The 23,128-nt window shown below is 49.6% G+C and carries 24 protein-coding genes; 11 read left to right on the top strand and 13 right to left on the bottom strand.

The genetic code is table 11. From position 1 onward, the window contains the following. Window positions 1–164 precede the first annotated feature (164 nt). The 6 genes from HMPREF2696_RS08445 to HMPREF2696_RS08420 all read left to right on the top strand — a co-directional run bounded on the left by HMPREF2696_RS08445 (window position 165) and on the right by HMPREF2696_RS08420 (window position 4,298). Window positions 165–1,385 carry an aspartate kinase gene (locus HMPREF2696_RS08445; RefSeq protein WP_004519299.1) on the top strand — a complete coding sequence of 407 codons (1,221 nt, stop codon included), beginning with the start codon at window positions 165–167 and terminating at the stop codon, window positions 1,383–1,385. A gap of 337 nt (window positions 1,386–1,722) precedes the next feature. Further along, complete coding sequence (locus HMPREF2696_RS08440; protein WP_004519298.1) at window positions 1,723–2,373, top strand: hypothetical protein; 651 nt, start codon at window positions 1,723–1,725, stop codon at window positions 2,371–2,373. A 79-nt stretch (window positions 2,374–2,452) separates the two neighbouring features. Next, entirely contained in the window at window positions 2,453–2,779 is a 327-nt protein-coding gene (locus tag HMPREF2696_RS08435) for a purine permease (RefSeq protein WP_224783368.1), read from the top strand. A gap of 68 nt (window positions 2,780–2,847) precedes the next feature. Beyond that, window positions 2,848–3,171, top strand: coding sequence for a hypothetical protein (locus HMPREF2696_RS08430; protein WP_004519296.1), 324 nt, complete (start codon window positions 2,848–2,850; stop codon window positions 3,169–3,171). Window positions 3,172–3,265: 94 nt separating this feature from the next. Next, entirely contained in the window at window positions 3,266–3,676 is a 411-nt protein-coding gene (locus HMPREF2696_RS08425; protein ID WP_004519295.1) for a hypothetical protein, read from the top strand. 187 nt (window positions 3,677–3,863) lie between these two features. Beyond that, a complete protein-coding gene (locus HMPREF2696_RS08420; RefSeq protein ID WP_070588306.1) occupies window positions 3,864–4,298 on the top strand; it encodes a hypothetical protein in 435 nt (144 codons plus the stop codon). 76 nt (window positions 4,299–4,374) lie between these two features. Here the strand turns inward: HMPREF2696_RS08420 and HMPREF2696_RS08415 are convergent, their stop codons facing one another. Then, window positions 4,375–4,815 (bottom strand): DNA polymerase III subunit chi, encoded by a 441-nt coding sequence (locus HMPREF2696_RS08415; RefSeq protein ID WP_070588304.1) that lies wholly within the window; start codon window positions 4,813–4,815, stop codon window positions 4,375–4,377. Between the two features lie 37 nt (window positions 4,816–4,852). Continuing rightward, a complete protein-coding gene (locus tag HMPREF2696_RS08410) occupies window positions 4,853–7,339 on the bottom strand; it encodes a heavy metal translocating P-type ATPase (protein WP_070588302.1) in 2,487 nt (828 codons plus the stop codon). A 361-nt stretch (window positions 7,340–7,700) separates the two neighbouring features. On the opposite strand from HMPREF2696_RS08410, the gene HMPREF2696_RS11925 reads away from it, so the two are divergent. After that, a complete protein-coding gene (locus HMPREF2696_RS11925) occupies window positions 7,701–7,826 on the top strand; it encodes a hypothetical protein (protein ID WP_003678791.1) in 126 nt (41 codons plus the stop codon). Between the two features lie 68 nt (window positions 7,827–7,894). On the opposite strand, the gene hflX is transcribed toward HMPREF2696_RS11925, so the two are convergent. From hflX to lptF, 4 genes are all read right to left on the bottom strand, one after another. Continuing rightward, window positions 7,895–9,055, bottom strand: a complete 1,161-nt coding sequence (gene hflX / locus HMPREF2696_RS08405) for a GTPase HflX (protein WP_070588300.1) — start codon at window positions 9,053–9,055, stop codon at window positions 7,895–7,897. A 44-nt stretch (window positions 9,056–9,099) separates the two neighbouring features. Then, window positions 9,100–10,320, bottom strand: a complete 1,221-nt coding sequence (locus tag HMPREF2696_RS08400) for a glycosyltransferase (RefSeq protein WP_232502740.1) — start codon at window positions 10,318–10,320, stop codon at window positions 9,100–9,102. Window positions 10,321–10,439: 119 nt separating this feature from the next. Beyond that, the gene (gene lptG, locus HMPREF2696_RS08395) at window positions 10,440–11,510 is read right to left on the bottom strand and encodes an LPS export ABC transporter permease LptG (protein ID WP_003745632.1); all 1,071 of its coding nucleotides are present in this window, start codon (window positions 11,508–11,510) and stop codon (window positions 10,440–10,442) included. Further along, window positions 11,507–12,622 carry an LPS export ABC transporter permease LptF gene (gene lptF / locus HMPREF2696_RS08390; RefSeq protein WP_004519285.1) on the bottom strand — a complete coding sequence of 372 codons (1,116 nt, stop codon included), beginning with the start codon at window positions 12,620–12,622 and terminating at the stop codon, window positions 11,507–11,509. Before lptF ends, lptG begins: the two co-directional genes overlap by 4 nt. A gap of 158 nt (window positions 12,623–12,780) precedes the next feature. Here lptF and HMPREF2696_RS08385 point away from each other — a divergent pair, with 158 nt between their 5' ends. The 3 genes from HMPREF2696_RS08385 (at window position 12,781) to znuD (ending at window position 17,281) form a co-directional block, all read left to right on the top strand. After that, the gene (locus HMPREF2696_RS08385) at window positions 12,781–14,190 is read left to right on the top strand and encodes a leucyl aminopeptidase (protein WP_039861954.1); all 1,410 of its coding nucleotides are present in this window, start codon (window positions 12,781–12,783) and stop codon (window positions 14,188–14,190) included. Between the two features lie 100 nt (window positions 14,191–14,290). Continuing rightward, window positions 14,291–14,773: a cupin domain-containing protein gene (locus HMPREF2696_RS08380; protein WP_070588299.1), complete on the top strand. Its 483-nt coding sequence runs from the start codon at window positions 14,291–14,293 to the stop codon at window positions 14,771–14,773. A gap of 219 nt (window positions 14,774–14,992) precedes the next feature. Next, window positions 14,993–17,281 carry a TonB-dependent zinc receptor ZnuD gene (znuD, locus tag HMPREF2696_RS08375; RefSeq protein ID WP_070588297.1) on the top strand — a complete coding sequence of 763 codons (2,289 nt, stop codon included), beginning with the start codon at window positions 14,993–14,995 and terminating at the stop codon, window positions 17,279–17,281. A gap of 85 nt (window positions 17,282–17,366) precedes the next feature. On the opposite strand, the gene HMPREF2696_RS08370 is transcribed toward znuD, so the two are convergent. Continuing rightward, entirely contained in the window at window positions 17,367–18,179 is an 813-nt protein-coding gene (locus HMPREF2696_RS08370; RefSeq protein ID WP_004519279.1) for a phosphatidylserine decarboxylase, read from the bottom strand. A gap of 225 nt (window positions 18,180–18,404) precedes the next feature. Further along, window positions 18,405–18,671, bottom strand: coding sequence for a hypothetical protein (locus HMPREF2696_RS08365; RefSeq protein ID WP_039861953.1), 267 nt, complete (start codon window positions 18,669–18,671; stop codon window positions 18,405–18,407). Between the two features lie 341 nt (window positions 18,672–19,012). Between HMPREF2696_RS08365 and HMPREF2696_RS08360 the strand changes: the two genes are divergently transcribed. Next, on the top strand, window positions 19,013–19,339 hold the full coding sequence (locus HMPREF2696_RS08360) for a hypothetical protein (protein ID WP_004519276.1): 327 nt from the start codon (window positions 19,013–19,015) through the stop codon (window positions 19,337–19,339). Between the two features lie 174 nt (window positions 19,340–19,513). Here the strand turns inward: HMPREF2696_RS08360 and HMPREF2696_RS08355 are convergent, their stop codons facing one another. The 5 genes from HMPREF2696_RS08355 to HMPREF2696_RS08335 all read right to left on the bottom strand — a co-directional run bounded on the left by HMPREF2696_RS08355 (window position 19,514) and on the right by HMPREF2696_RS08335 (window position 23,085). Beyond that, window positions 19,514–19,921 carry a phage holin family protein gene (locus HMPREF2696_RS08355; RefSeq protein ID WP_039861951.1) on the bottom strand — a complete coding sequence of 136 codons (408 nt, stop codon included), beginning with the start codon at window positions 19,919–19,921 and terminating at the stop codon, window positions 19,514–19,516. Between the two features lie 109 nt (window positions 19,922–20,030). Next, the gene (locus tag HMPREF2696_RS08350) at window positions 20,031–20,465 is read right to left on the bottom strand and encodes an ElaB/YgaM/YqjD family protein (protein WP_004519274.1); all 435 of its coding nucleotides are present in this window, start codon (window positions 20,463–20,465) and stop codon (window positions 20,031–20,033) included. A gap of 193 nt (window positions 20,466–20,658) precedes the next feature. After that, window positions 20,659–21,549 (bottom strand): succinate--CoA ligase subunit alpha, encoded by an 891-nt coding sequence (sucD, locus tag HMPREF2696_RS08345; protein ID WP_002221113.1) that lies wholly within the window; start codon window positions 21,547–21,549, stop codon window positions 20,659–20,661. A gap of 10 nt (window positions 21,550–21,559) precedes the next feature. Then, a complete protein-coding gene (gene sucC / locus HMPREF2696_RS08340) occupies window positions 21,560–22,780 on the bottom strand; it encodes an ADP-forming succinate--CoA ligase subunit beta (protein WP_004519273.1) in 1,221 nt (406 codons plus the stop codon). 17 nt (window positions 22,781–22,797) lie between these two features. Then, a complete protein-coding gene (locus HMPREF2696_RS08335) occupies window positions 22,798–23,085 on the bottom strand; it encodes a hypothetical protein (RefSeq protein ID WP_004519272.1) in 288 nt (95 codons plus the stop codon). Window positions 23,086–23,128: the final 43 nt, after the last annotated feature.

The raw sequence follows: 23,128 nt of genomic DNA, 5'->3' as shown, positions 1-23,128 counted from the left end.
GGCCGTCTGAAAACTTTCAGACGGCCTTTTTTAACCAAACCCCTTTATGCGTATTTACTCAAAAAAGCGCGTTCTATCCTTGAATTCCATGTAAAAAATAGTAATAATAACCCTTTTTCCAGCAAACCAAGCTGCCCGACAACCCCCACAAGAAAGCACGAAACATGGCGTTAATCGTACATAAATACGGCGGCACATCAGTAGGCTCGCCCGAACGCATCAAAAACGTAGCCAAACGTGTCGCCAAAGCCCGCGCCGAAGGACACGACATCGTAGTCGTCGTATCCGCCATGAGCGGCGAAACCAACCGACTGGTCGCACTGGCGCACGAAATGCAAGAGCATCCCGATCCGCGCGAACTCGACGTCGTTCTCGCTACCGGCGAACAAGTGACCATCGGCCTGCTGGCCATGGCCCTGAAAGACATCGGCGTTGACGCCAAGAGCTACACCGGCTGGCAAGTCGCCCTCCAAACCGACACTTCCCACACCAAAGCCCGCATCGAAAACATCGACGACGAAAGAATGCGTGCCGATTTGGCTGCCGGTAAAGTCGTTATCGTAGCCGGTTTCCAAGGCATCAGCAGCGAAGGCAATATCTCAACCCTCGGCCGTGGCGGTTCGGATACCTCCGCCGTTGCCATCGCCGCAGCCCTCAAAGCCGACGAATGCCAAATTTATACCGACGTAGACGGCGTTTACACCACCGACCCGCGCGTCGTACCCGAAGCACGCCGCATGGACACGATCACATTCGAAGAAATGATCGAATTGGCCAGCCTCGGCTCAAAAGTTTTACAAATCCGCTCCGTAGAATTCGCCGGAAAATACAAAGTGCGCCTGCGCGTACTCAGCAGCCTGCAAGATGGCGGCAACGGCACCCTGATTACCTTTGAAGAGGACGACAACATGGAAAGAGCAGCCGTAACCGGTATCGCATTCGACAAAAACCAAGCACGCATCAACGTACGCGGCGTACCTGACAAACCCGGCGTTGCCTACCAAATCCTCGGCGCAGTTGCCGATGCCAACATCGAAGTCGACATGATCATCCAAAATGTTGGCAGCGAAGGCACAACAGACTTCTCCTTCACCGTTCCACGCGGAGACTACAAACAAACCATCGAACTCCTGCAACAACGCCAAGACAGCATCGGCGCCGCCTACATCGACGGCGACGACACCGTATGCAAAGTCTCCGCAGTCGGCTTGGGCATGCGTTCACACGTCGGCGTAGCCGCCAAAATCTTCCGCACCCTCGCAGAAGAAGGCATCAACATCCAAATGATTTCAACTTCCGAAATCAAAGTATCCGTCCTGATTGACGAAAAATACATGGAACTGGCTACCCGCGTTCTGCACAAAGCATTCGACTTAGGCAACTAATTCCAACCAGTCAAAAAGGCCTTCTGAAACTTTATTGTTTCAGAAGGCCTTTTTTATTTCCATTACATAAATCAACAACATCTTAATAAAAAAAATCAACTTTAGCTCAAAACAGTGTAGCCTGGCTTATTATTACCCTTGTTAATTTCATTATATATTCAATATTTTACAACCATCCACCTTCGCCGTTTAATTCCAAAAACATACCACTTAACCTAATTTGAGAAAAATAAACAAATCTGTAATAAAATAGGACAAAAGTACAAACAATTATCTACGCTCATCAATAAAAACAAATTTCCCCCAATTTTCTCCTAGCTTAAGAAGGAATCCTAATATGAACGTATTAAACAAATTCGGTATGCTGATCTTGACCGCTTCCCTGCTGGCAGCCTGCGGCGACTCCGGTAATAAAGGCAGCAGCGACAAACCGGCAGAACAAGTTGCTCAAAGCGAATCTAGCTCTGCCAACAAATACGAAAAAGCTCTGAGCGAATTCCCGGAAGCAGATCCTAAACTGGCCGAACCTATCGTCATTTCCGATAAAAAATCTCCAGACGGTCTTGCCGAATTGCAAAAATTCATTCACTTCACCACTGGTGAAGAAGCTCAAAAAATTACTCAGCTAGGCCTAGAATTGCAAAACTTGGCTAACCAAAATAAAGAAAAAGAAGCTTTGGAGCAGATGAACAAACTGACTGCCGCACTGGAACAATTCCATCAGAGCGCAGCTGCCCTCGACATCAAAGATCCTGAAATCAAAGCAGTTCTGGATCGTGCATTACAAGTCAGCAGTGCTGCCAACAACATGATGATTTATGCAGGCAAACATGCTTCTGAGCTGACTATCAACGGCAAAGATAAAGATTCGCTCAAATTTGCCAATGATTTCCAAGAAAAATCTCAAAAATTGCAAGAAACCCTACGTGCAGCCAATCAAGAAGTACAAAAAGCTGCCGAAGCTTTAGGCAAAAAATACTCCCAATAAGCCTATTGTTTCCGATAAATATCGGTGGTATCGGCAACATCGATACCACCTTTCCAAACCCTAAGTCAGGTTGAACACAATGAATAATCTAAACCCTTCACTCCCCTGCCCACACTGCCATGCCCCGATCCAAGGCGGATTGGTTAAAGGTTTGGCCGCAGTCAAAGAATGTCCTTCCTGCCATAAAAAAGTCAAATTCAAAAAACCGCCTGTTGGCGAATATTTCAAAGCTTTGCTGAAACCTTTCGCTATTTTTGTAGTAGTTGTCTGCATCGTAGCGGCAATACTGATCAGCCTGTTTGGTACATTCCCCCAATATATCAGTATGGCATTAGTTATCGGCTTTTTCGTCTACTACATTATCCCGATTCAAAACAAACTTTCATCTTTTGAAAAAGACGAATAAACATATACTTTGCCCATCCAACCCACTTTTCCGGATGGGCAATACTTTATACGGCCCAATAAAAAATAATGAAATCGTCCCCATTTTTTTGTCCGCATTGCTCCAATCCGATTCGAGGTAGTGCATTCAAAGGACTGAAAAGCATTAAAGAATGCCCGACCTGCCACAAAAAAGTCCGCTATAAGCAGCCAACTGCAAAAGAAATCCGCCAAGCGACATGGAAAAAGAGCATTATTTTCCTTGCCCTGCTGACCTTATACCTTGCCTTTCTGATTGCACTATTTCGCGCAGATATTCCTTTTACGTATCTCATCCTTCCTATCATGCTCTATTTGGTTGCAGTCTTCCAGCCTGCCATTATCAAGCATTCTTCATTTGAGAAAGACGAATAGCCTGCTTTCAGACGGCCATCGCCTTCGATAACAAGGTTTGGCCAATACCGATTTTAATCCTTATCCCCGATATCCCCTCCAAGGCTTTTATTACATGAAACGTCCAGTCCCTGTTACCATCGCCACCGTTCTCTATTTCATCATAACTGCCCTTACTTGCTTTACTACGGTTGCTCTTGCGATTTATTCGGGCGATTTACTGATAGAGGTTGCAGCCTTGGCATTCCCTTTCCTGCCTTGGTGGCTGTCTATGCCCCTATACTTCATCCTCCTTTCCTTACCGGTATTTATTGCTGTCGGCCTGCTTTCAGGCAACCGTTCTGCCCGTTGGCTGGCTATTGTGCTAGCGGCCTCTTCGCTAATCATGGTGTATAGCGATATGGCGAGCTATAGTTCTCAACAAATCATTATTCAATCCATTCTCCACCCTGTTTTGCTGCTCCTCATCTTCAATCCGGTATCCAACCGCTATTTCGCCAATGCGGCCTCAAAAACCGAATCCTAAACCATCGGATTTTGACTTCAAAAAAACTTAAGGCCGTCTGAAACCCTTGCCCTTACGCAAATCTTTTTCAGACGGCCTAAAATAGAATGGCCTTTTCAGACTGTCTTTTCCTAAGGCAGCCCTTCATACAAGCAATAATGCGTTTCCCTTAGCGGCTTTAAATACCAAACTGTAAGCAAACAAACCCATGAAATCAGTTTTTCCTATTTTCTTTATCCTGCTCAACTTATTCTTCATCCTCTATTTGCGACGCAAGCTATCCATATGGATTCGTCTAGCGCTTTACCTATCTATCGGTGGGCTGTTTTATTTATGGATGTCCAACAAATCTGCCCTGACCTCCCTATTTGCACACACCCTGTCATTGCAGCCATTCGACGTATTTCATGAGACAATCGGTTTTTCATTATTGGTTACAGTCTTCCTCAATCTGTTTGACTTACTTGCCGTACCTTCGATTGTCCGTTTCCCCAACTTAATCCTCAAAAATCCCCAACACCACCATCAGTCTGTTCAATGGTATCTTGCCAATACTTCCCTTTTCGAACGCTTTTTCCACTATTTCGACGCTTTCTGCTGTTGTCTCATATTTTATGGCATATGGCGCGAAGCCTTCCGATAATCAATCTAAAAAATAAAGGGACATCATTAAAATGTCCCTTTGTTTATATTCAGACGGCCTTGAATATCTTCAACACTCAATCCTTCCCTTCTCTCGAAAAATGCTCAATCTCGAATCCACTCTGACGATACGCTCGGAAACGGTCTCGGGCTTCGGCCAAATCTTCTAAGCTGTTGCCGACAATTTCAAGGATACGGTTTGGAATGACCGGGGCTTGGCTCCAAAAATCGGTAGACAGGTTCAAAACCGTGCAATCCTGCGGAATATTCGGCAATGCATTTCCAAACGCAAGCAATACCGGCGTTTCAGACGGCATGAGGTCAGTAGACAGCCAAACTTCATGCGGAATAAAGCTTTCGGGAATCTGCTGCCACAAATCAACGTCGAGTTGCTGCACTGCCGAAGCAGAATCCGACCACACCAAAATCTGCCCGCCATCGCGTATGGCGCGCGCAATCAGGCGGCAGGCAAAGGCGGCCGGCTGGGCGACGTGTGTATAAAAAGTGGCTTTAGGCATGGTGTATTCTTTCGTTTGAGCAATGGATTGGCCGTTTTCAGACGGCCTTTTTGGTTTTCAACAATCTCAAGGCATTGCCCAACACCAGCAGCGAGCTGAAACTCATGCCGAGCGCGGCAATCCACGGGGTAACGTAACCAAACACGGCCAGCGGAACGGCAACCAGATTGTATGCGCTCGCCCAAGTCAGGTTTTGACGGATGATTTGATGGGTGCGGCGTGCCTGTTCCATCATCACGGGCAAAACGTTCAAATCATCATTGAGCAAAACCACATCCGCACCATCTCGCGCCACATCGGCACTCGTGGCCACGGCTGCCGATACGTCTGCTTGGGCAAGGACGGGGGCATCGTTAATCCCGTCGCCGATCATCATGACTTTACGCCCTTGTTTTTGCAGATTTTCCACATAAGCCAGTTTGTCTTCAGGCGTGGCTTCGGCACGATAGGCATCCAAACCCAGCTCTTGCGCGACTTGGTCTACGGCAGCTTGACAGTCGCCACTTAAAAGGTGCAGACGGATGCCGTGTTGTTTCAGGTTTTGCAACATTTCGAAGGCGCTGTCTTTGATTTGGTCTTCCAATAAAAAGGCCGTCTGAAAACCGCTTTGATTGCCCAAGAAAATAATGCCGCCTGTGTGGTCGATATGGGCAAATGTTTCAGGCAGATGACCGGCAATTTCCGAAACAAATGCCGCTTTGCCCAAAGACCAAACTTGGGTTTCGCCATCAAATTCGATTTGCGCGCTGACACCGTACCCAATACGGTTGACCCGTTGCTGCACTTTCACATCAAACGCGGATACCAGGCCGTCTGAAAGCGTATGGTTCAAAATGGCACGGGCGATGGGGTGTTCGGATTGCTGTTCCAATGCCTGGGCGATAGCAAGGGCTTGGGCTTCGTTCAGACGGCCTGCGGACAACATACGGCTGACGGAAAGCTGCCCTTTGGTCAGCGTACCGGTTTTGTCGAACACGACGTCGTCAATTTGGGCAAGCGTTTCCAGGCTTTGTTTGCCGCTGATGAGAATGCCGTCTTTGGCAAGCGCACCGGTAGAAGCGGCCAACGCGGTCGGGGTAGCGAGCGACAAGGCGCATGGGCAGGTAATGACCAGCAGGGCAACGGTAATCCACAGAGCAGTGTGCGCATCTGCATACCAAGCCCAGCCGATAAACACAGGAATCGCAAGCAAAAGTTCGCCAAACACAAAACTGGACGCGTATTTTTCGGCCAACTCGGCGGCACGCGGTTTTTGCGCCAGCGCACGGTCGAGTAGTTTGACGATATGGGACAGGCGCGTGTTGCCGCCGGTATGGTCGGTGCGGATGATTAAAGGGCTGCTGGTGTTGAGCGTGCCGGCGGTTACTTTTTCAGACGGCCTTTTCACAATGGGCAGGCTTTCGCCGGTCAACATGGCTTCGTTAACTTCGCTCTCGCCGGATAAAACCGTACCGTCCACCGGAATGACTTCGCCGGGCTTCACAACAATCGTATCGCCGATATTGAGGCGGACGACTGCGGCTTCCTCGATAACTTCGCTTTCCAGATAAGAAGGCAAACGATGGCAAAATGCCGGAACCAGTTTGACCAACCGCTCCGCCGCATCGCCTGCTTTGCGTCGGGCAATCTGTTCCATAAAACGCCCGCCCAACAGGAAAAACAGCAGCATGGCAATGGATTCAAAATACATGCCCTGCCCTGCGTTGGTAGCCAGGCTGTAAATACCGGCGATAAAGGTCATCACAATGGCAATGGCAATCGGCGTATCCATGCCGACACGGCGGTTTTTCCAGTCACGCCATGCGCCGCGGTAAAACGGCAACGCGCTATAAAACACAACGGGCAACACCATCAAAAAGCCGCCCCAATGCAGGATTTCCAAATAAAGCGGCTCGATGTCGCCACCGTAAAAATAAGTCGGCAGGGCAAACATCATCGTCTGCATCATACCCAAGCCGGCTACGGCCAATCTGACGATAAACTGTTTGCGCTCTTTCTGCGCCTGCACTTCGATTTTTTGCGCATCATAAGGCGCGGCGGTATAACCGGTTTGGCGGATTTTCAGCAGAATGTCTGACAATTCGATGTGGGCGCTGTCCCACACCACGCGGCAGCGATGGGTACTGTAATTCAAATCCACGCGCACTACGCCCTTCATGCGCAACAACTGTTGTTCAATCAGCCACACACACGCGGCGCAGGTAATGCCGCCCAGCATCAACACCGCCTCGCGCTCATCCCCAACGCCGACCTCGACAAAATCCGCCTGCACTTCGGGCAAATCGTACAGCTTTAATTGAGACAATACTTCCGGCGGCGGCAATTCGGATTTTTCCGCGTCTGCGGTACGCTGTTTGTAATAATTGCCCAAACCGGCATCGATGATACTCTGCGCCACCGCTTGGCAACCGGCACAGCAGGTTTCGTGTTCTTCGTCTTCAAAACGAACCGTCAGATGCAGATGCTCCGGGACTTCAAGTCCGCAATGGAAACAGTTTTTTTGGGGATGTGTGGAAGATGTCATAATGTGTTCGATTTATTTTTCAGACGGCCTGAAACAATCGTTTCAGGGTGTTACATTTTAGCAAAAAGCGTTTTTCCGCCTCTTTTCATTCAATTTTGAATTAACAGGCTGTCGGACTTTGTAAAAAATATGGAAAACAAAGTATTGACCGTTTATCAAACGATGAACGGTAACATATAAATACCGTTTATCTTTAAAAACTTCCAATTATTTTAATGTAAAAATGGAACTTTTTTAAAAATCCTAATACATTTTTTATTGACCTCAATCCATTTAAGCAGCATACTTTAGGCATTCCGCGAAGACGGAAATCAAAAAACACACATTTACTTATAAAACTAACTTATTGGGAAACCTCACCATGATTGATCGCCTTATGCCTATCTTCGCCGTTATCGGCATTTTGTCCAGCACCGTATACCTGAGCCTCGCCGCTTGGATGCTTTACGAAAGCGTGTTCAAAAAGAAAAGCCCTCTGTCGGCATAATCCTCAGATTTAGAATTTTACGGTAAGGCCGTCTGAACATTCAGACGGCCTTGTTTCATTCCATACTATCAAGCACTTGGCTGTACGGCCAATTCAATCATCGCTTCACGCAAACCGTCCATGCCCAAACTTTCGACAACGGAAATATTCACGCCGACCGCCTGTCCGGAATTGTCGCGCAAAATGCCGGCTTCACGCATACCCGACGGCAGCAAATCGATTTTGTTGTACACCACCAATTGCGGAATCTCATGCGCGCCAATTTCTTCCAAGACTTCGTTGACATCGTCCATCTGCCGTTCAAAATCGGGATTGGACGCATCAACGACGTGCAGTAGCACATCCGCCATCGCCGTCTCTTCCAAAGTAGCGGAAAACGCCGACACCAGCTTGTGCGGCAAATCGCGGACGAAGCCGACGGTATCGGTCAAAATCACACTCGCCTCGTGCGACAGGAAAAGCCGGCGCGCAGTGGTATCTAAAGTGGCGAACAACTGGTCTTTCGCCAATACGTCTGCTTTGGTCAGGCGGTTGAACAGGCTAGATTTTCCGGCATTGGTATAGCCGACAATGGCAAAGGTTTTCAGACGGCCGCTCATGCGCGATTTGCGGCGCGTGGCGCGTTGTTTGCGGACATCGGCAAGCTGTTTTTTCAATGCCGTGATTTTTTGCCCGATTAAACGGCGGTCGGTTTCCAGCTGGGTTTCGCCCGGCCCTTTCAAGCCGATGCCACCCTTCTGACTTTGCAAATGTCCATAACCGCGCACCAGCCGTCCGCTCAAGTGGTTCAGCTGGGCCAGTTCCACCTGCAACTTACCTTCCTGCGACTGGGCGCGTTTGGCAAAAATCGCCAAAATCAAACCCACTCTGTCGAGTACGCGGCATTGAAGCTCTTTTTCCAGATTACGCTCTTGTGTCGGCGTGAGTTCGTGGTTGAACACAACCAACCCGACATCATGCTGCTTGACCGCTGCCGCCAATTCTTCCACCTTGCCCGTACCAACAAACAAAGCCGGATGCGGTTTGTCGCGACGCGAAGTTTCGATAGAAACCAAATCGCCGCCGGCCGCGCCCACCAATTCTGCCGCTTCGGTCAAGGCCGTCTGAAAGCCGCGCTCGCGCGTTTCGTTTGCGCCGGAATAGTCCGCCGTCAGCATCACGCCGACCAAGAGGACGCGTTCGGGCTTTTCCAAAGATTTATCGACGGAAAACAGATTGCGCTTGCTCAAAAAATTTCCTTTCAGACGGCCTTATGGCCGGGGCAAAGTCCTGATTAACGGTTTTTCAAAATATCGGCAAAATATTCGGTTACTTCTGCCAAACGTCCGCCCTGCGCAGCATAAGGCTGCATGACGGCCACCAGCTGCTCCAACACTTCGCGCGTTTCGGTTTGCGCGTGTTCGCGGTAGAGCCACATATTTTGCATGGTCACCGTGGTCAATGCCTCGCGTACATTCAGCAAGAGCAAGTGGCGGCAAGACTCATAGCCTTGGCGCAAATCGCCGGCCGCATAGGCGGTAACCGACAATTCATAGTCGATGTCCAACTGATAAACATTGTTTTGGACAAAAAGAATATCGTCGTTCGGGAATGGGATACGTTTCGCCATCAGGCCGATTGCATGGGAAATGCGGTATTTCCCTTCCTGACGCAGCATGGTTTGAGCAAGGTAGAGACACTCGGCACGGCGCGGGTTGTAATCGTAGCCTGCCAGCCAAGTTGCCAAAGCTTCATCGCGTTTGCCCATTAATTTGTAGCACTCGCCCAACTGTTGGTAAGAAACCGTTACTTCTTCGACCCAACCGCCCAACTCGATGCGTTTTTTAAACCATTCGCTCGCGCGCTCGGGCATATCGGAGTCCCAATAAGAGCGCGCCGCATAAAAGGCGTAACGCGGTTTCAGGTCTTCATCTTCAGGGCTGTAAAACGCTTTTTCCAACGAAACGGCGTCAAGCAGGTATTTGTTCGCCATATTGCTGCGTGCGCCGAAACGGCCGCTGAGAACCGTATAGTCACCATGAAGCGTGGCTTCGCTGGTATCTTGTTTGTCGGTTTCGATAAACTCATGCAACACGCCGCGCCAGTAGAATGTACCGTCATTGCGCAACAACAGCGGACGGTAATAAATCACGCTGCCCGTAGCATTTCTCATGCGGAGGCGGTAGCGGTCGGCGGTCAGTTCGGGTAATTCCAATTTGCCTTCAAAGCGGTCGTCCGCATCAAAAATCAACACGTAATCGGTTTTACCTTTTGCGTGTTTCAAAGCCTGATTGCGGTTGTATGCAAAATTTTGCCAACCATCATGATGAATCTCGCCCGCGATGCCCTTTGCATCGAAAAAGCGGCGGATCACGCCGACGGTATCATCGGTCGAGCCGGTATCGCTGATGACATAGTAGTCAAGTTTGATGTGGTCGGTGATGTTGGCCAGTGTTTCTTCGATGATTGCCGCTTCGTTTTTGACAATCATATTCAAGCAGATGGTTTGGGACATTTTCAATAGCCGTATTGGTTTGGAAAGGTATTATTTTACTTTAGCATTTTGTTTTTTGCACACAAAATACTCAGGCCGTCTGAAGATTGCCTTTCAGACGGCCTGAAGTTGATTTTGCCTTATCTTTTTTCCTGACGGCGTATCAGATACACCGCCAACAGTGCAAACAAAACCGTCGGCAATGCGCCTGCCAAAAACGGCGGCACGCCGTACAACTGGCTGGTAAAGCCGAAGAGCCGTCCGGCAAAGTGGAACAGCAAACCGAGGCAGATACCGCCGAAAAGTTTCAAGCCCATATTGCCGTGGCGCGTGGTTTGCGGCGTAAAGGCGAAGGCAACAAGCGCCATCACCCATGCGGCAACGGGATACACCAGCTTGCGCCACCATGCGATGGCATAGACTTGGGTATTTTGGTTGTTTTTTTCCAGATGGTCGATGTAGGTGGTCAATTCGCCGACAGACATTTGGTCGGGCTTGACGAGCAATACGTCCATCAGGTTGCGTTTGACGGAAATCGGCCAGTTTTCTTCGGCGGCGGTAGAAACCTCGACTTTATCTTCGCCCAATATGCTGCGGCGGATGTTTTTCAGCTGCCAGCTGCCGTCGGGATTCAAAACCGCTGATTCGGCTTCTGCCGCTTGGGTCAGTTCGTTTTTATCGTTGCGCTGCCAAATTTTGATGCCCAGCAGGGTATGGTCGGGCAGCATTTCGCGCACGTTGATGATGCTGTTTTTTTCTTTGAGCCAAAGGCCGGTATTGCCGGTACTGATTTTGCCGTTGATGGCGGCGGCTTTGATGTTTTCGGCTTTTTGACTCAGCGTGGGTGCAACCCATTCGCCAAGCGCGACGGTGGCAATGGCGAAAATCAAACCGAACTGCGACAGAATCAACAGCAGCTTTTTGGTGCTCATGCCGCTGGCTTTGATGACGGTCAGCTCGCTGCCGGAAGCCAGTTGGCTGAGGGAAATCAGGCCGCCGATCAAAACGGCAAGCGGCATCAGTTCATAGGCGCGCGCAGGCATCTGCATTAAAACATACTGCCCCAATTTTGCGCCGTTATAGCTGCCTTTTCCAAGATCGCCGACTTCGTTGATGATTTCAAAAAAGCTGTACAAAGCGAGGAAGGCAAGAAGGGCGTAAACCGCCATAACCGCCATTTGACGGATGATGTAACGTGAAATCAGGTTCATTTTCCGCCTTTCAATGTCAGACTTTTGGCAACCGCCTGCCAGAAGGGTTGGCTAGGCATACTGCGCACGCGCAGCAGGACGACGGCAATCACAAACATGATGATGTGCATGGGCAGCAGTCCGAGCCAGAAATGGATTTTGCCGTCTTCCACGGCATTGCGCAGAAAGGTCAGCCCGTTTTGGTAAACCAAAAACAAGCCGATGGCAATCAGGATATTGTAGGTATGGCCGCTGCGCGGATTGAAATAGGAAAGCGGCACGGCAAGCAGGCACAGCAACAAAACGCTGACGGTCAAGGAAATACGCCACATCAATTCCGCCTGGTGTTGGGGGTTGCTGCTGCCAATCAGTTGGGCGGTCGGGATGGTACGGCGGTGTGAAACAGGGTCGATGAGTTTGGGCGTGGTGCTGATAATCAGGCTGAGGTGTTGGAAAGAAACGCGGTTGTAATCGGCTTTGCCGGGCGTACCGCTGTAACGGTAGCCGTCGCGCAATTCAAGCGTACGTTTGTTGTCGGTCAGCGAAAAATTGCCCTCTTTGGCAAAAACGATGTTGTCGTTGCCATTTTTATCCTGCTCGCGCAGGAACAGGTTTTTCATGATGCCGGATTCGGTATCGAAGGTTTCGACAAAATAAACCCTGCCGTTGCGCTTGCCCAAGCTATTAAACTCGCCGGCTTCCACCAAAGATAATTCCTGCTTCTGCTTCAAAATTTCGGCATATTCGCGGCTACGCAACTCTGCCCACGGCATTACCCAAAGCTGCATGACGGCAATCAAAATGGCAAACGGCACGGCAAACTGCATGACCGGGCGTATCCATTGTTTCAATGCCAATCCGCAAGAGAGCCAAACCGACATTTCGCTGTCGCGCCAGTAGCGGGTCAATACAGTCAACGTACTGATAAATGCGGTCAACACCAGCAAAAGCGGTGTCATGCCGATTACCCAGAAGCCGACTAAGGCCAGCACGGCATCGATGGCGACACGCCCGTCGGCTGCGCGGCCAAGCAGGTTGATGGCCTGCGTGGACACCAATACCGCCAAGAGGACGACAAAGATGCCGACGGCGGTAAAGGAAAGTTCTTTAATAAAGTTTCTTTGGTAAATCATAAGATTGAGCGTGGTATACGGTTTATGGGAAACCTATATTTATTAATAAGGCTTCAGACGGCATGACACAAATGGAGTACAATGATTTTCATCTGTTCGGACGGTTGGTCAACAGGCCGTCTGAACAACCGACAACCGTTCCAATCAGGAGAATAAACGTGAAATTTAGCACAAAAGCCGAAACTTTGCAGGCTCAACAGGCAGGTGCGCAATTATTTGTCTGCGCCGAAGCATCGCAACTGAGCAACCCGACTGCCCTCGCCCTCTTCGCTTCCCTTGAAGAAGGTCAAAATTTCGCCGACACCAAAATCCCGACGGACAACGGTTTGCAAGCCATTGCCGTCTCCCGCCTCGAAAAAACCGACCGCGCCGTATTGAACAAAACCGCAGCCGAAGCCGCCAAATGGGCGCAAAATCAAGAAACGGTCAATGTGGACGTTTATGCCTTTGAAGAAGCGCAAGCCGCCGCTGTTGCCGAAGCGTTTGCGATTGCGTTCGGCAATGCCGCCTACCGTTTCGACCGCTATAAAAAAGAAGCCAAACCGACCAAATTTGCAGAAGCCGTGTTCCACAGCGTACACGAAGCCGCCGTCAAAGAAGCCCTGCGCGTTGCCGAAGCGCAAGTTTACGGACAAAGCCTCTGCCGCGACTTGGGCAATGCCGCACCAAACGAATGTACGCCTGAATTCCTCGCGCGTACTGCCAAAGCCGAAGCCGAAAAACTGGGCGCACACGCTAAAATCATTGAAAAAGACTACATCAAAGAAAACATGGGTTCGTTCTGGTCTGTCGCCAAAGGCAGTGTCGAAGATCCATATTTGGTCGAACTGAGCTATTTCGGTGCGGCCGACAAAGAAGCCGCGCCTGTGGTATTGGTCGGCAAAGGCATTACCTTCGACACCGGCGGCATTTCCCTCAAACCCGGCCTGAACATGGACGAAATGAAGTTCGACATGTGTGGCGCGGCAACCGTCATCAGTACCTTCTGCGCCGCCGTCAAACTGCAACTGCCGATCAACCTGATTGCCGTCGTCGCCACCTGTGAAAACATGCCTTCCGGCGCAGCCAACAAACCGGGCGACGTCGTGAAAAGCATGAAAGGCTTGACCATCGAGGTATTGAACACCGATGCCGAAGGCCGTCTGATTTTGTGCGACGCATTGACTTACGCCGAACAATTCAAACCTAAAGCCGTCATCGACGTCGCCACTCTGACCGGCGCGTGCATCATCGCCCTGGGTCATGACGTCAGCGGCGTGATGGGCAACAATCAAGATTTGGTCGACAGCCTGCTGGCCGCTTCCCGCAACGTGGACGACAAAGCATGGCAACTGCCGCTCTTTGAAACCTACAAAGACCAACTCAAATCCAACTTCGCCGACATTCCCAACATCGGCACGCCGGGTGCAGGCACGATTACCGCTGCCACCTTCCTGTCTTACTTCACCGAAGATTACCCGTGGGCGCACCTCGACATCGCAGGTACCGCATGGAAATCCGGCGGTGAAAAAGGCGCGACCGGCCGCCCTGTTCCATTATTGTTGAACTATCTGCGCAACGTGAAATAAATCTTGAGGGAAGCCTGCGGGGTTAATCGTTTCAACCCCGCAGGCCGTCTGAAAACGGAATCCGCATTATCTGACTCAACCTGACAAACGGAGAACCGCCATGAAACCACTATTTGCCGCATTATCTGTCGCCCTTCTGCTCGGCACATCTCTAAACGCTCAAGCTGCCGAACAAACCACCCCCACCGACCGCAGCATCCAAGTGTACAAAAAAGCCGACTTAGCCGAATGGAACCGCGAAAACGCAGCCGGAGGCCAAGGCCCCTTGCTCGGCAGCTTTGCCTTCACGCGCCATCAAACCGCCGACCAAGACGCATTCAAAGAAATCGGCTGGCTCACATTGCCGCCGGGCGCTTCCATCGGTCAGCACAAACATACCGACAATGAAGACGTATACATCATCGTATCCGGCAAAGGCCTGTTTACCGACAGCGAAGGCAAACAAACCGAAGTCGGCGCAGGAGACATTACCATCGCCCGCCCAGGCCAGTCCCATGCGTTGAAAAATATCGGCAAAAAGCCGTTGGTATTCTTGGATTTGATCGCCGAAACCGCAGGTGCTAAAGCCGCCGAAACCAAGTAATGCTTTCAATGAAAGCAAATAATCTGCCATGACTTTCTGCCTTGCCCAAACCAGGCAGTAGAGAGATTGTTCCGTTTTCATTTAAACCTAGATACAAGCTAAAGGCCGTCTGAAAACCACGCTTCGTTTTCAGACGGCCTTTTTTTCTCAAAAATCTTATCATATAAACAATGAAATGTTATATAATAACAGCCTTTCGAAATATGATGAGAAACTAAAATGACACAAACCACACTCAAACCCATTGTTTTATCTATTCTTTTAATCAGCACCCCCATCCTCTCCCAAGCGCATGAAACCGATCAGTCGGTTGACTTGGACGAGGTTACCGTCGTCGGCAAAAGCCGTCCGCGCGCCACTTCGGGGCTGCTGCATACTTCGACCGCCTCCGACAAAATCATCTCCGGCGATACCTTACGCCAAAAAGCCGTCAACTTAGGCGATGCTTTAGACGGCGTACCGGGCATTCATGCCTCGCAATACGGCGGCGGCGCATCTGCTCCCGTTATTCGCGGTCAAACAGGCAGACGGATTAAAGTATTGAACCATCACGGCGAAACGGGCGACATGGCGGATTTCTCTCCCGACCATGCCTTGATGGTGGACAGCGCCTTGTCGCAACAGGTCGAAATCCTGCGCGGCCCAGTTACGCTCTTGTACAGCTCGGGCAATGTAGCCGGTTTGGTCGATGTTGCCGATGGCAAAATCCCCGAAAAAATGCCTGAAAACGGAGTATCGGGCGAAGCCGGATTACGTTTGAGCAGCGGCAATCTGGAAAAACTCACGTCCGGCGGCATCAACGTCGGATTGGACAAAAACTTCGTGCTGCATACCGAAGGGCTGTACCGCAAATCGGGCGATTACGCCGTACCGCGCTATCAAAAAGAAGAAGGCCGTCTGAAACGACTGCCCGATAGCCATGCCGATTCAAAAACCGGCAGCATCGGTCTGTCTTGGGTTGGCGATAAAGGGTTCCTCGGCGTGGCGTACAGCGACCGTCGCGACCGCTACGGCCTGCCTGCCCACAGCCATCTCTACGACGACTGCCACGCCGACATCATCTGGCAGAAAAGTTTGATTAACAAACGCTATTTGCAGCTTTATCCGCACCTATTGACCGAAGAAGATGTTGATTACGATAATCCGGGCTTGAGCTGCGGCTTTCACGACGACGATAATGCACACACCCATGCCCACAACGGCAAACCGTGGATAGACCTGCGCAACAAACGCTACGAACTCCGCGCCGAATGGAAGCAGCCGCTCCCAGGTTTTGAAGCCCTGCGCGTACACCTGAACCGCAATGACTACCACCACGACGAAAAAGCAGGCGATGCAGTAGAAAACTTCTTCAACAACAAAACACACAACGCCCGTATCGAGTTGCGCCACCAACCCATAGGCCGTCTGAAAGGCAGCTGGGGCGTGCAATATTTGGGACAAAAATCCAGCGCGCTTTCCGCCATTCCCGAAACCGTCCAACAACCGATGTTGATTGACAATAATGTGCGCCATTACAGCTTTTTCGGTGTAGAACAGGCAAACTGGGACAACTTCACGCTAGAAGGCGGCGTACGCGTGGAAAAACAAAAAGCCTCCATCCAGTACGACAAAGCATTGATTGATCGGGAAAACTACTACAACCAGCCCCTGCCCGACCTCGGCGCGCACCGCCAAACCGCTCGCTCGTTCGCACTTTCGGGCAACTGGTATTTCACGCCACAACACAAACTCAGCCTGACCACCTCCCATCAGGAACGCCTGCCGTCAACGCAAGAGCTGTACGCACACGGCAAACACGTCGCCACCAACACCTTTGAAGTCGGCAACAAACACCTCAACAAAGAGCGTTCCAACAACATCGAACTCGCGCTGGGCTATGAAGGCGACCGCTGGCAATACAATCTGGCGCTCTACCGCAACCGCTTCGGCAACTACATTTACGCCCAAACCTTAAACGACGGACGCGGCCCCAAATCCATCGAAGACGACAGCGAAATGAAGCTCGTGCGCTACAACCAATCCGGCGCAGACTTCTACGGCGCGGAAGGCGAAATCTTCTTCAAACCCACGCCGCGCTACCGCATCGGACTGTCCGGCGACTACGTCAGAGGTCGTCTGAAAAACCTTCCGTCGTTACCCGGCAGGGAAGACGCCTACGGCAACCGTCCTTTCATCGCGCAGGACGACCAAAACGCCCCTCGCGTTCCGGCTGCGCGCCTCGGCTTCCACCTGAAAGCCTCGCTGACCGACCGTATCGATGCCAATTTGGACTACTACCGCGTGTTCAATCAAAACAAACTCGCCCGCTACGAAACACGCACACCCGGACACCATATGCTCAACCTCGGCGCAAACTACCGCCGCAATACGCGCTATGGCGAGTGGAATTGGTACGTCAAAGCCGACAACCTGCTCAACCAATCCGTTTACGCCCACAGCAGCTTCCTCTCTGATACGCCGCAAATGGGCCGCAGCTTTACCGGTGGCGTAAATGTGAAGTTTTAAAATCGGATAGGCAAACAAAAAAGGTTTTCAGACGGCCGTCTGAAAACCTTTTTTCTTGTTTTAACCAATCATTTAAAACTGACTATTAATCTTTCAACACATCTTGCACAGCCGCTTGAATTTTAGCCGCTGCTGCTTCGATTTGCTGCTGTTCGGTAGATTGGCTTGCCACTGTTTCAGCCGGAGTCGCTTGTGGAGCTGGCGCAGCTTGTTGAGCTGCGGCTTTAGGCTCAGATTCAGTTTGCGGCGCAGTCAGCGGCAAACGCGCCAATACAGTGCTGACGCCGGTAACTTTATCACCAATCGCCACTTGCGCCTGCGCATCGACAGGCAGATACATATCCACGCGCGAGCCAAAGCGGATAAAGCCATAACGTTCGCCGCGAGACAGTTTCGCACCTGCTTGGGTGTAGCACAAAATACGGCGCGCCACCAAACCGGCCACTTGAACAAAAGTAATTTCACGACCAGAAGCCGTAGTCGCCAACACCGCATTACGTTCATTTTCCGTGCTGGCTTTGTCCAAATCCGCATTCACGAATTTGCCTTTGTTATAGACCACTTTCGTTACCGTACAATCAGCAGGCGATTTTTGCGAATGCACGTTGAACACGTTCATAAAAATACTGATTTTCAAAGCATCGACATCACGATACGGATCGCGTGCGCGCTCGACCACCACGATACGGCCGTCAACCGGACTCAACACTGCTTCAGGATTTTGCGGAATCTCACGCGCAGGGTCGCGGAAAAACTGCAAAGCAAATACGGTAAACACCCAAAACGGCAAAGACCACCAGCCGCAACACATCGACACCAGCAGGCTCAAAGCCAAACCGCCGCCGATAATCGGCCAGCCCTCACGGGCGATAATCGGGTGGGGATACAAACGGTTCATCACTTATCCTTCATTTAATAATTTCAAAATTGCCGCCATTATATCTGAAACTCCAAACATTGAGGCCGTCTGAAATGTTCAGACGGCCGGTGTCTTTTGTAAAAAATACTCAATATAGATAAAGTTTCAGTTTCGGCAACACAATAACGCAGCGTCCTCAACAAGCGGCTCACACGCTCCAACAACTCGCTGCAAATATCATTTAGACCAAATCTCCGCCCTCGATTATCTCGACAAGCCCAGTATGACCGCCAACACTAGCCAGATCCAATGCCGACGGCGTGATGTAGAGAACAAAGAGCGTTGAGACAGCAAACGCGTTTGGCTCAACTGATACGCCACATCGGCCAACATTACCAAGCGATTAGTCTGCCGAGCATTACCTTCTTCCGCTTTACGCAGTTTCAAATTTTCCGCTTCAATCCGCAGCCGCACCAGCTTAGCTTCTAAAAGCAGCAGCTCGCGCGCTTCTTCATACTCCTGTTGCTTCATCGTCCGCATCCTTATCTATCTCACCGCGCAAATACGCAATATCCGATCGAATATCCTGCAAGGTCTCAGCCACACGGCTGCCCTGCTCCCGATAATCTGCCGATACCGTTTAAAATGATACAGTATAATCAACAGCTTCATAAAAAATACCTAAAAATATCCTCAAAGCCACCAGATTTGACAACGCTATCTCAATATTATCTCTTTTCAGGAAAATATAAGGCTTAAACAAAAGAAGATGTAACTGTCCTAAAAAGTTAAAAATTTAAGAGTCTTTTTCCAATAATAAATAACAACTCGAGATCTTCTGCTACCATAATACTCAACGGAGGGAACTAGCAATGAATAATACTAAATTAGTGATTCCAAATTGTAATGAGTTTATATCTATTTATGGATTTGATTGCGAAATAGACGATGTTATTCAGACTGTTAAGTTTGTTAACGGTGATGAACGAGTTACTTTGAGCTTTGATCTGACAGTAAATTCTGTCCGACTCTTGTTTTACAGAAAAGATTATATTGTCATTGATCTTTATCTAGAAAATCTGTCGGAGCTATATTTGGATGAAAATGGTAATTACCTATCATTTAAATTTTCTAACAGTCTTCATATCCTGATAAAACTCTATCCCCAAATTAATATTACTGGAACTACCCTGCTATAGATAACCAGAACAAATCTTTCTTTACTGATTATTTGAGGACAACCCCTTATCATTAGAGAGCAAATGCCTAATCAAGGTTTCAAGAGTATCTTAAAAGCTACGAAAATATTTTTATGTCTATCTATGACGGCATTTACAATAGAATTGACATGTTCTAATATTCTTAGAAAACTCCTATGCACCTGTTGCTTCATCGTCCGCATCCTTGTCTATCTCACCGCGCAAATACGCAATATCCGATCGAATATCCTGCAAGGTCTCAGCCACACGGCTGCCCTGCTCCCGATAATCTGCCGATACTTTGCGGAACAATACGGCAATAATCAGCAGGCTCAAGAAGAAAATGCCGAAAAACACCCATAACGCCGCCACATCCGACAGCACGCGGTTCAAGCCGAACAGCAAACCGACCAAGCCCACCATCAACAGCGCGCCGGACAACACCAGCCAAATCGCCAAACGAAACACATTTTCCGCCTGACGCGTCAAATCCAAGCTCAATACCTGCAAACGCAGCAGCAGCAAATCCGCGCCCTGATTCAACAAAGCCTTGCCATGTTCAAAACGCTGGCGAATTCCCATCTCGATTATCCTTTTTTCCAGGAAAAATAAGGCTAAGGCCGTCTGCACGGCGCAATGAAATCCATGATTTCATGTACACGCCTGTTCAGACGGCCTTAACATATTCACATTAACGGCGGTTCAACAACACACCGACAACCAAACCGGCCAATGCGGCAAAACCCATCGCATAATATGGTTTCTCATGCACCACTTCATCAGCGTGTTTGGCACCGCGTTTCAAACGCTCGCCCGCATCAGCTTCAAATTCGGCAAAACGCTCTTTGCCTTCTTTCAAACGCTCCTGAGCCGCTTCTTCAAACTGCTCGTATTTTTCACGCGCACGCTCGGCATGATGGCGCAGACGTTCGCCGGCCTCTTCTTCAAAACGGCTCAAACGCTCTTTGGCCACAGCCAATTTTTCTTCCAATTTGGCTCGGGCTTTGCTACCCTCTTCCGAACCGGCTTCAACACCATTGCGGTATAACTCTTCCACATCATCCATTACTTCTCGGATGTCTTTCAGCAAAGCCTCGCGACGTGCCTCAAAATCGTGTTTTTTCATGGTTTTCTCCTTGATATAGGTTGATATGGTTACAGACTGTTTATCTGTTAATAAATTATAACCGTTTATTCTAAAATAAACGTTAATTTAAATAAAATTAAGTGCTTATTATGAAAACAAGCAAATGAAATTTAAAAAAAGGCCGTCTGAAAACTTCAGACGGCCTTTTCAATTCAGCTTAAAGACTTAAGTCTTATGCCAAACCTTTTGCTTTCAACACTTCCAGCATGGTAGTGCCCAACTCGGCAGGGCTGCGGGTGTAAGCGATACCGGCTTTTTCGAAAGCGGCGAATTTTTCTTCGGCAGTACCTTTACCACCGGAGATAATCGCACCGGCGTGGCCCATACGTTTGCCTTTAGGAGCGGTAACACCAGCGATGTAACCTACAACAGGTTTGGTTACGTTGGATTGGATGTATTCGGCTGCTTCTTCTTCCGCAGTACCGCCGATTTCACCGATCATGATGATGGCGTCGGTATCTGGGTCTTCTTGGAAGAGTTTCAGTGCGTCGATTTGGTTCATACCAGGAATCGGGTCGCCGCCGATACCAATACAGGTTGATTGACCCAAGCCCAGTTTGGTGGTTTGTGCTACAGCTTCGTAAGTCAATGTACCGGAACGGGAAATAATACCGATGCGGCCCGGAGTGTGGATGTGGCCCGGCATAATACCGATTTTGCACTCACCCGGAGTAATCACACCAGGGCAGTTAGGGCCGACCAAGCGGGTACCGTTGCCGTTGGTTTCCAAGTAACGTTTGGCTTTGAGCATGTCCAAAGTAGGCACGCCTTCGGTAATCACAACGACCAAGCCTACGCCTGAATCAACGGCTTCAACGATAGAGTCCAATACAAACGGAGCTGGAACGTAAATTACAGATGCGTCTGCGCCGGTTTCTTTAACGGCTTCTTTCATGGTGTTAAACACGGGCAGGTTCAGGTGGGTTTGACCGCCTTTGCCCGGGGTAACGCCGCCGACAACTTTAGTGCCGTAAGCCAGAGCTTGTTCGGAGTGGAAAGTACCGTTTTTACCGGTGAAACCTTGAACCAATACTTTGGTGTCTTTATTAATCAATACGCTCATTCTTTTCTCCTTAGGCGTTTACGGCTGCAACAATTTTTTCGGCTGCGTCATTCAGGCCGTCTGCAGAAGTCAGTTTCAGACCTGATTCGTTCAGGATTTTCGCGCCGAGTTCGGCATTGTTACCTTCCAAACGAACAACGACAGGAACGTTGACGTTGATTTCTTTAACGGCTGCCACGATGGCTTCCGCAATCATGTCGCAACGTACGATACCGCCGAAGATGTTGATCAATACGCCTTTAACGGATTTGTCTTCCAGAATCAGTTTGAACGCTTCAACCACGCGGTCTTTGGTTGCACCGCCGCCAACGTCCAAGAAGTTGGCAGGTTGGCCGCCTTTGAGTTTGATGATGTCCATAGTGGCCATCGCCAAACCGGCACCGTTAACCATACAGCCGATGTTACCTTCCAGGGCAACATAGTTCAGGTCGAATTCAGAAGCTTTCAGCTCACGTTCGTTTTCTTGAGATTTGTCGCGCAATTCAGCGATTTTTGGCAGGCGGTAGAGCGCGTTGCTGTCGATACCGATTTTGCCATCTACGCAAGCCAGCGCGCCATTTTCGCGAACTGCCAATGGGTTTACTTCAAACAGGGCGAAGTCGTTTTCGATAAACGCTTTGTACGCGCCGGTCATCAGTTTGACGAACTCGTTGATTTGTTTGTCTTTCAAGCCCAGTTGGAACGCAACTTCGCGAGCTTGGCAAGGTTGCAGGCCAACCAGCGGATCAACGGTTACTTTGAAGATTTTTTCTGGAGTTTCGGCAGCAACTTTTTCGATTTCCACGCCACCTTCGGTAGAAGCCATGAATGTAACGCGGCGGGTAGAACGGTCAACCACTGCGCCCAAGTACAGCTCGGTTTGAACCGGATACATGTCTTCGCAAACCAAAACGCTGTTGACAGGTTGGCCGTTGGCATCGGTTTGGTAAGTTACCAAGTTGGTGCCAATCAGGCTTTCAGCCACTTCTTTAGCTTCTTCGCGGCTTTTAACGACTTTTACGCCACCCGCTTTACCGCGGCCGCCGGCGTGTACTTGTGCTTTGACAACAGCGAATTTACCGCCCAATTTGTCGTAAGCTGCAGCGGCTTCTTCGCCGTTGTGTGCCAAAATACCGCCTTGTACGGGCAAACCGTAGCTAGCCAGCAGTTCTTTAGCCTGATACTCGTGTAAATTCATGGATTTCTCCTTAAGGTGAGTGGGTTTTAGGAATCGCCCTGCGGCCAATCCCATATTTTCAGACGGCCCTACTATTTACTGAAAGGCAACCACATCCGCGCCAGCAGATACATGGTTGCGCCTCCTCCTCCGAGAATAAAAAAGACAATGCCTTTTTTACGCGAATTCGGGCAGAGCAGATAAACGGCAAGGCTGAAACTGATAAACAACAATGCCACGCGCCAAACCAATTCTTTATCTTTGAAACGGTTGAGCGTATAAGTTTCGGTCATCATCACATACATCTGCCACAATGCGGCCATACACATGCTGATGATGCCCATCGGTATAAAGAAAATACCGACTATTTCTTTGTTCATAATGAATGTAAATGCTGTTTGTTTGTCTGACGGAATTATAAAT

It is taken from the genome of Neisseria sp. HMSC058F07 (assembly GCF_001810035.1).
GTDB lineage: Bacteria > Pseudomonadota > Gammaproteobacteria > Burkholderiales > Neisseriaceae > Neisseria > Neisseria perflava.
The sequence above is the reverse complement of the archived record's forward strand: the minus strand, read 5'-3'. Positions and strand labels throughout refer to the sequence as shown.

What these genes read in the sequence shown, in the direction of transcription:
- HMPREF2696_RS08445 (WP_004519299.1), top strand. Translation starts at nt 165, where the DNA reads ATGGCGTTAATCGTACATAAATACGGCGGCACATCAGTAGGCTCGCCC.
- HMPREF2696_RS08440 (WP_004519298.1), top strand. Translation starts at nt 1,723, where the DNA reads ATGAACGTATTAAACAAATTCGGTATGCTGATCTTGACCGCTTCCCTG.
- HMPREF2696_RS08435 (WP_224783368.1), top strand. Translation starts at nt 2,453, where the DNA reads ATGAATAATCTAAACCCTTCACTCCCCTGCCCACACTGCCATGCCCCG.
- HMPREF2696_RS08430 (WP_004519296.1), top strand. Translation starts at nt 2,848, where the DNA reads ATGAAATCGTCCCCATTTTTTTGTCCGCATTGCTCCAATCCGATTCGA.
- HMPREF2696_RS08425 (WP_004519295.1), top strand. Translation starts at nt 3,266, where the DNA reads ATGAAACGTCCAGTCCCTGTTACCATCGCCACCGTTCTCTATTTCATC.
- HMPREF2696_RS08420 (WP_070588306.1), top strand. Translation starts at nt 3,864, where the DNA reads ATGAAATCAGTTTTTCCTATTTTCTTTATCCTGCTCAACTTATTCTTC.
- HMPREF2696_RS08415 (WP_070588304.1), bottom strand. Translation starts at nt 4,815, where the DNA reads ATGCCTAAAGCCACTTTTTATACACACGTCGCCCAGCCGGCCGCCTTT.
- HMPREF2696_RS08410 (WP_070588302.1), bottom strand. Translation starts at nt 7,339, where the DNA reads ATGACATCTTCCACACATCCCCAAAAAAACTGTTTCCATTGCGGACTT.
- HMPREF2696_RS11925 (WP_003678791.1), top strand. Translation starts at nt 7,701, where the DNA reads ATGATTGATCGCCTTATGCCTATCTTCGCCGTTATCGGCATTTTGTCC.
- HMPREF2696_RS08400 (WP_232502740.1), bottom strand. Translation starts at nt 10,320, where the DNA reads ATGTCCCAAACCATCTGCTTGAATATGATTGTCAAAAACGAAGCGGCA.
- lptG (WP_003745632.1), bottom strand. Translation starts at nt 11,510, where the DNA reads ATGAACCTGATTTCACGTTACATCATCCGTCAAATGGCGGTTATGGCG.
- lptF (WP_004519285.1), bottom strand. Translation starts at nt 12,622, where the DNA reads ATGATTTACCAAAGAAACTTTATTAAAGAACTTTCCTTTACCGCCGTC.
- HMPREF2696_RS08380 (WP_070588299.1), top strand. Translation starts at nt 14,291, where the DNA reads ATGAAACCACTATTTGCCGCATTATCTGTCGCCCTTCTGCTCGGCACA.
- znuD (WP_070588297.1), top strand. Translation starts at nt 14,993, where the DNA reads ATGACACAAACCACACTCAAACCCATTGTTTTATCTATTCTTTTAATC.
- HMPREF2696_RS08370 (WP_004519279.1), bottom strand. Translation starts at nt 18,179, where the DNA reads ATGAACCGTTTGTATCCCCACCCGATTATCGCCCGTGAGGGCTGGCCG.
- HMPREF2696_RS08365 (WP_039861953.1), bottom strand. Translation starts at nt 18,671, where the DNA reads ATGAAGCAACAGGAGTATGAAGAAGCGCGCGAGCTGCTGCTTTTAGAA.
- HMPREF2696_RS08360 (WP_004519276.1), top strand. Translation starts at nt 19,013, where the DNA reads ATGAATAATACTAAATTAGTGATTCCAAATTGTAATGAGTTTATATCT.
- HMPREF2696_RS08355 (WP_039861951.1), bottom strand. Translation starts at nt 19,921, where the DNA reads ATGGGAATTCGCCAGCGTTTTGAACATGGCAAGGCTTTGTTGAATCAG.
- HMPREF2696_RS08350 (WP_004519274.1), bottom strand. Translation starts at nt 20,465, where the DNA reads ATGAAAAAACACGATTTTGAGGCACGTCGCGAGGCTTTGCTGAAAGAC.
- sucD (WP_002221113.1), bottom strand. Translation starts at nt 21,549, where the DNA reads ATGAGCGTATTGATTAATAAAGACACCAAAGTATTGGTTCAAGGTTTC.
- sucC (WP_004519273.1), bottom strand. Translation starts at nt 22,780, where the DNA reads ATGGGATTGGCCGCAGGGCGATTCCTAAAACCCACTCACCTTAAGGAG.
- HMPREF2696_RS08335 (WP_004519272.1), bottom strand. Translation starts at nt 23,085, where the DNA reads ATGAACAAAGAAATAGTCGGTATTTTCTTTATACCGATGGGCATCATC.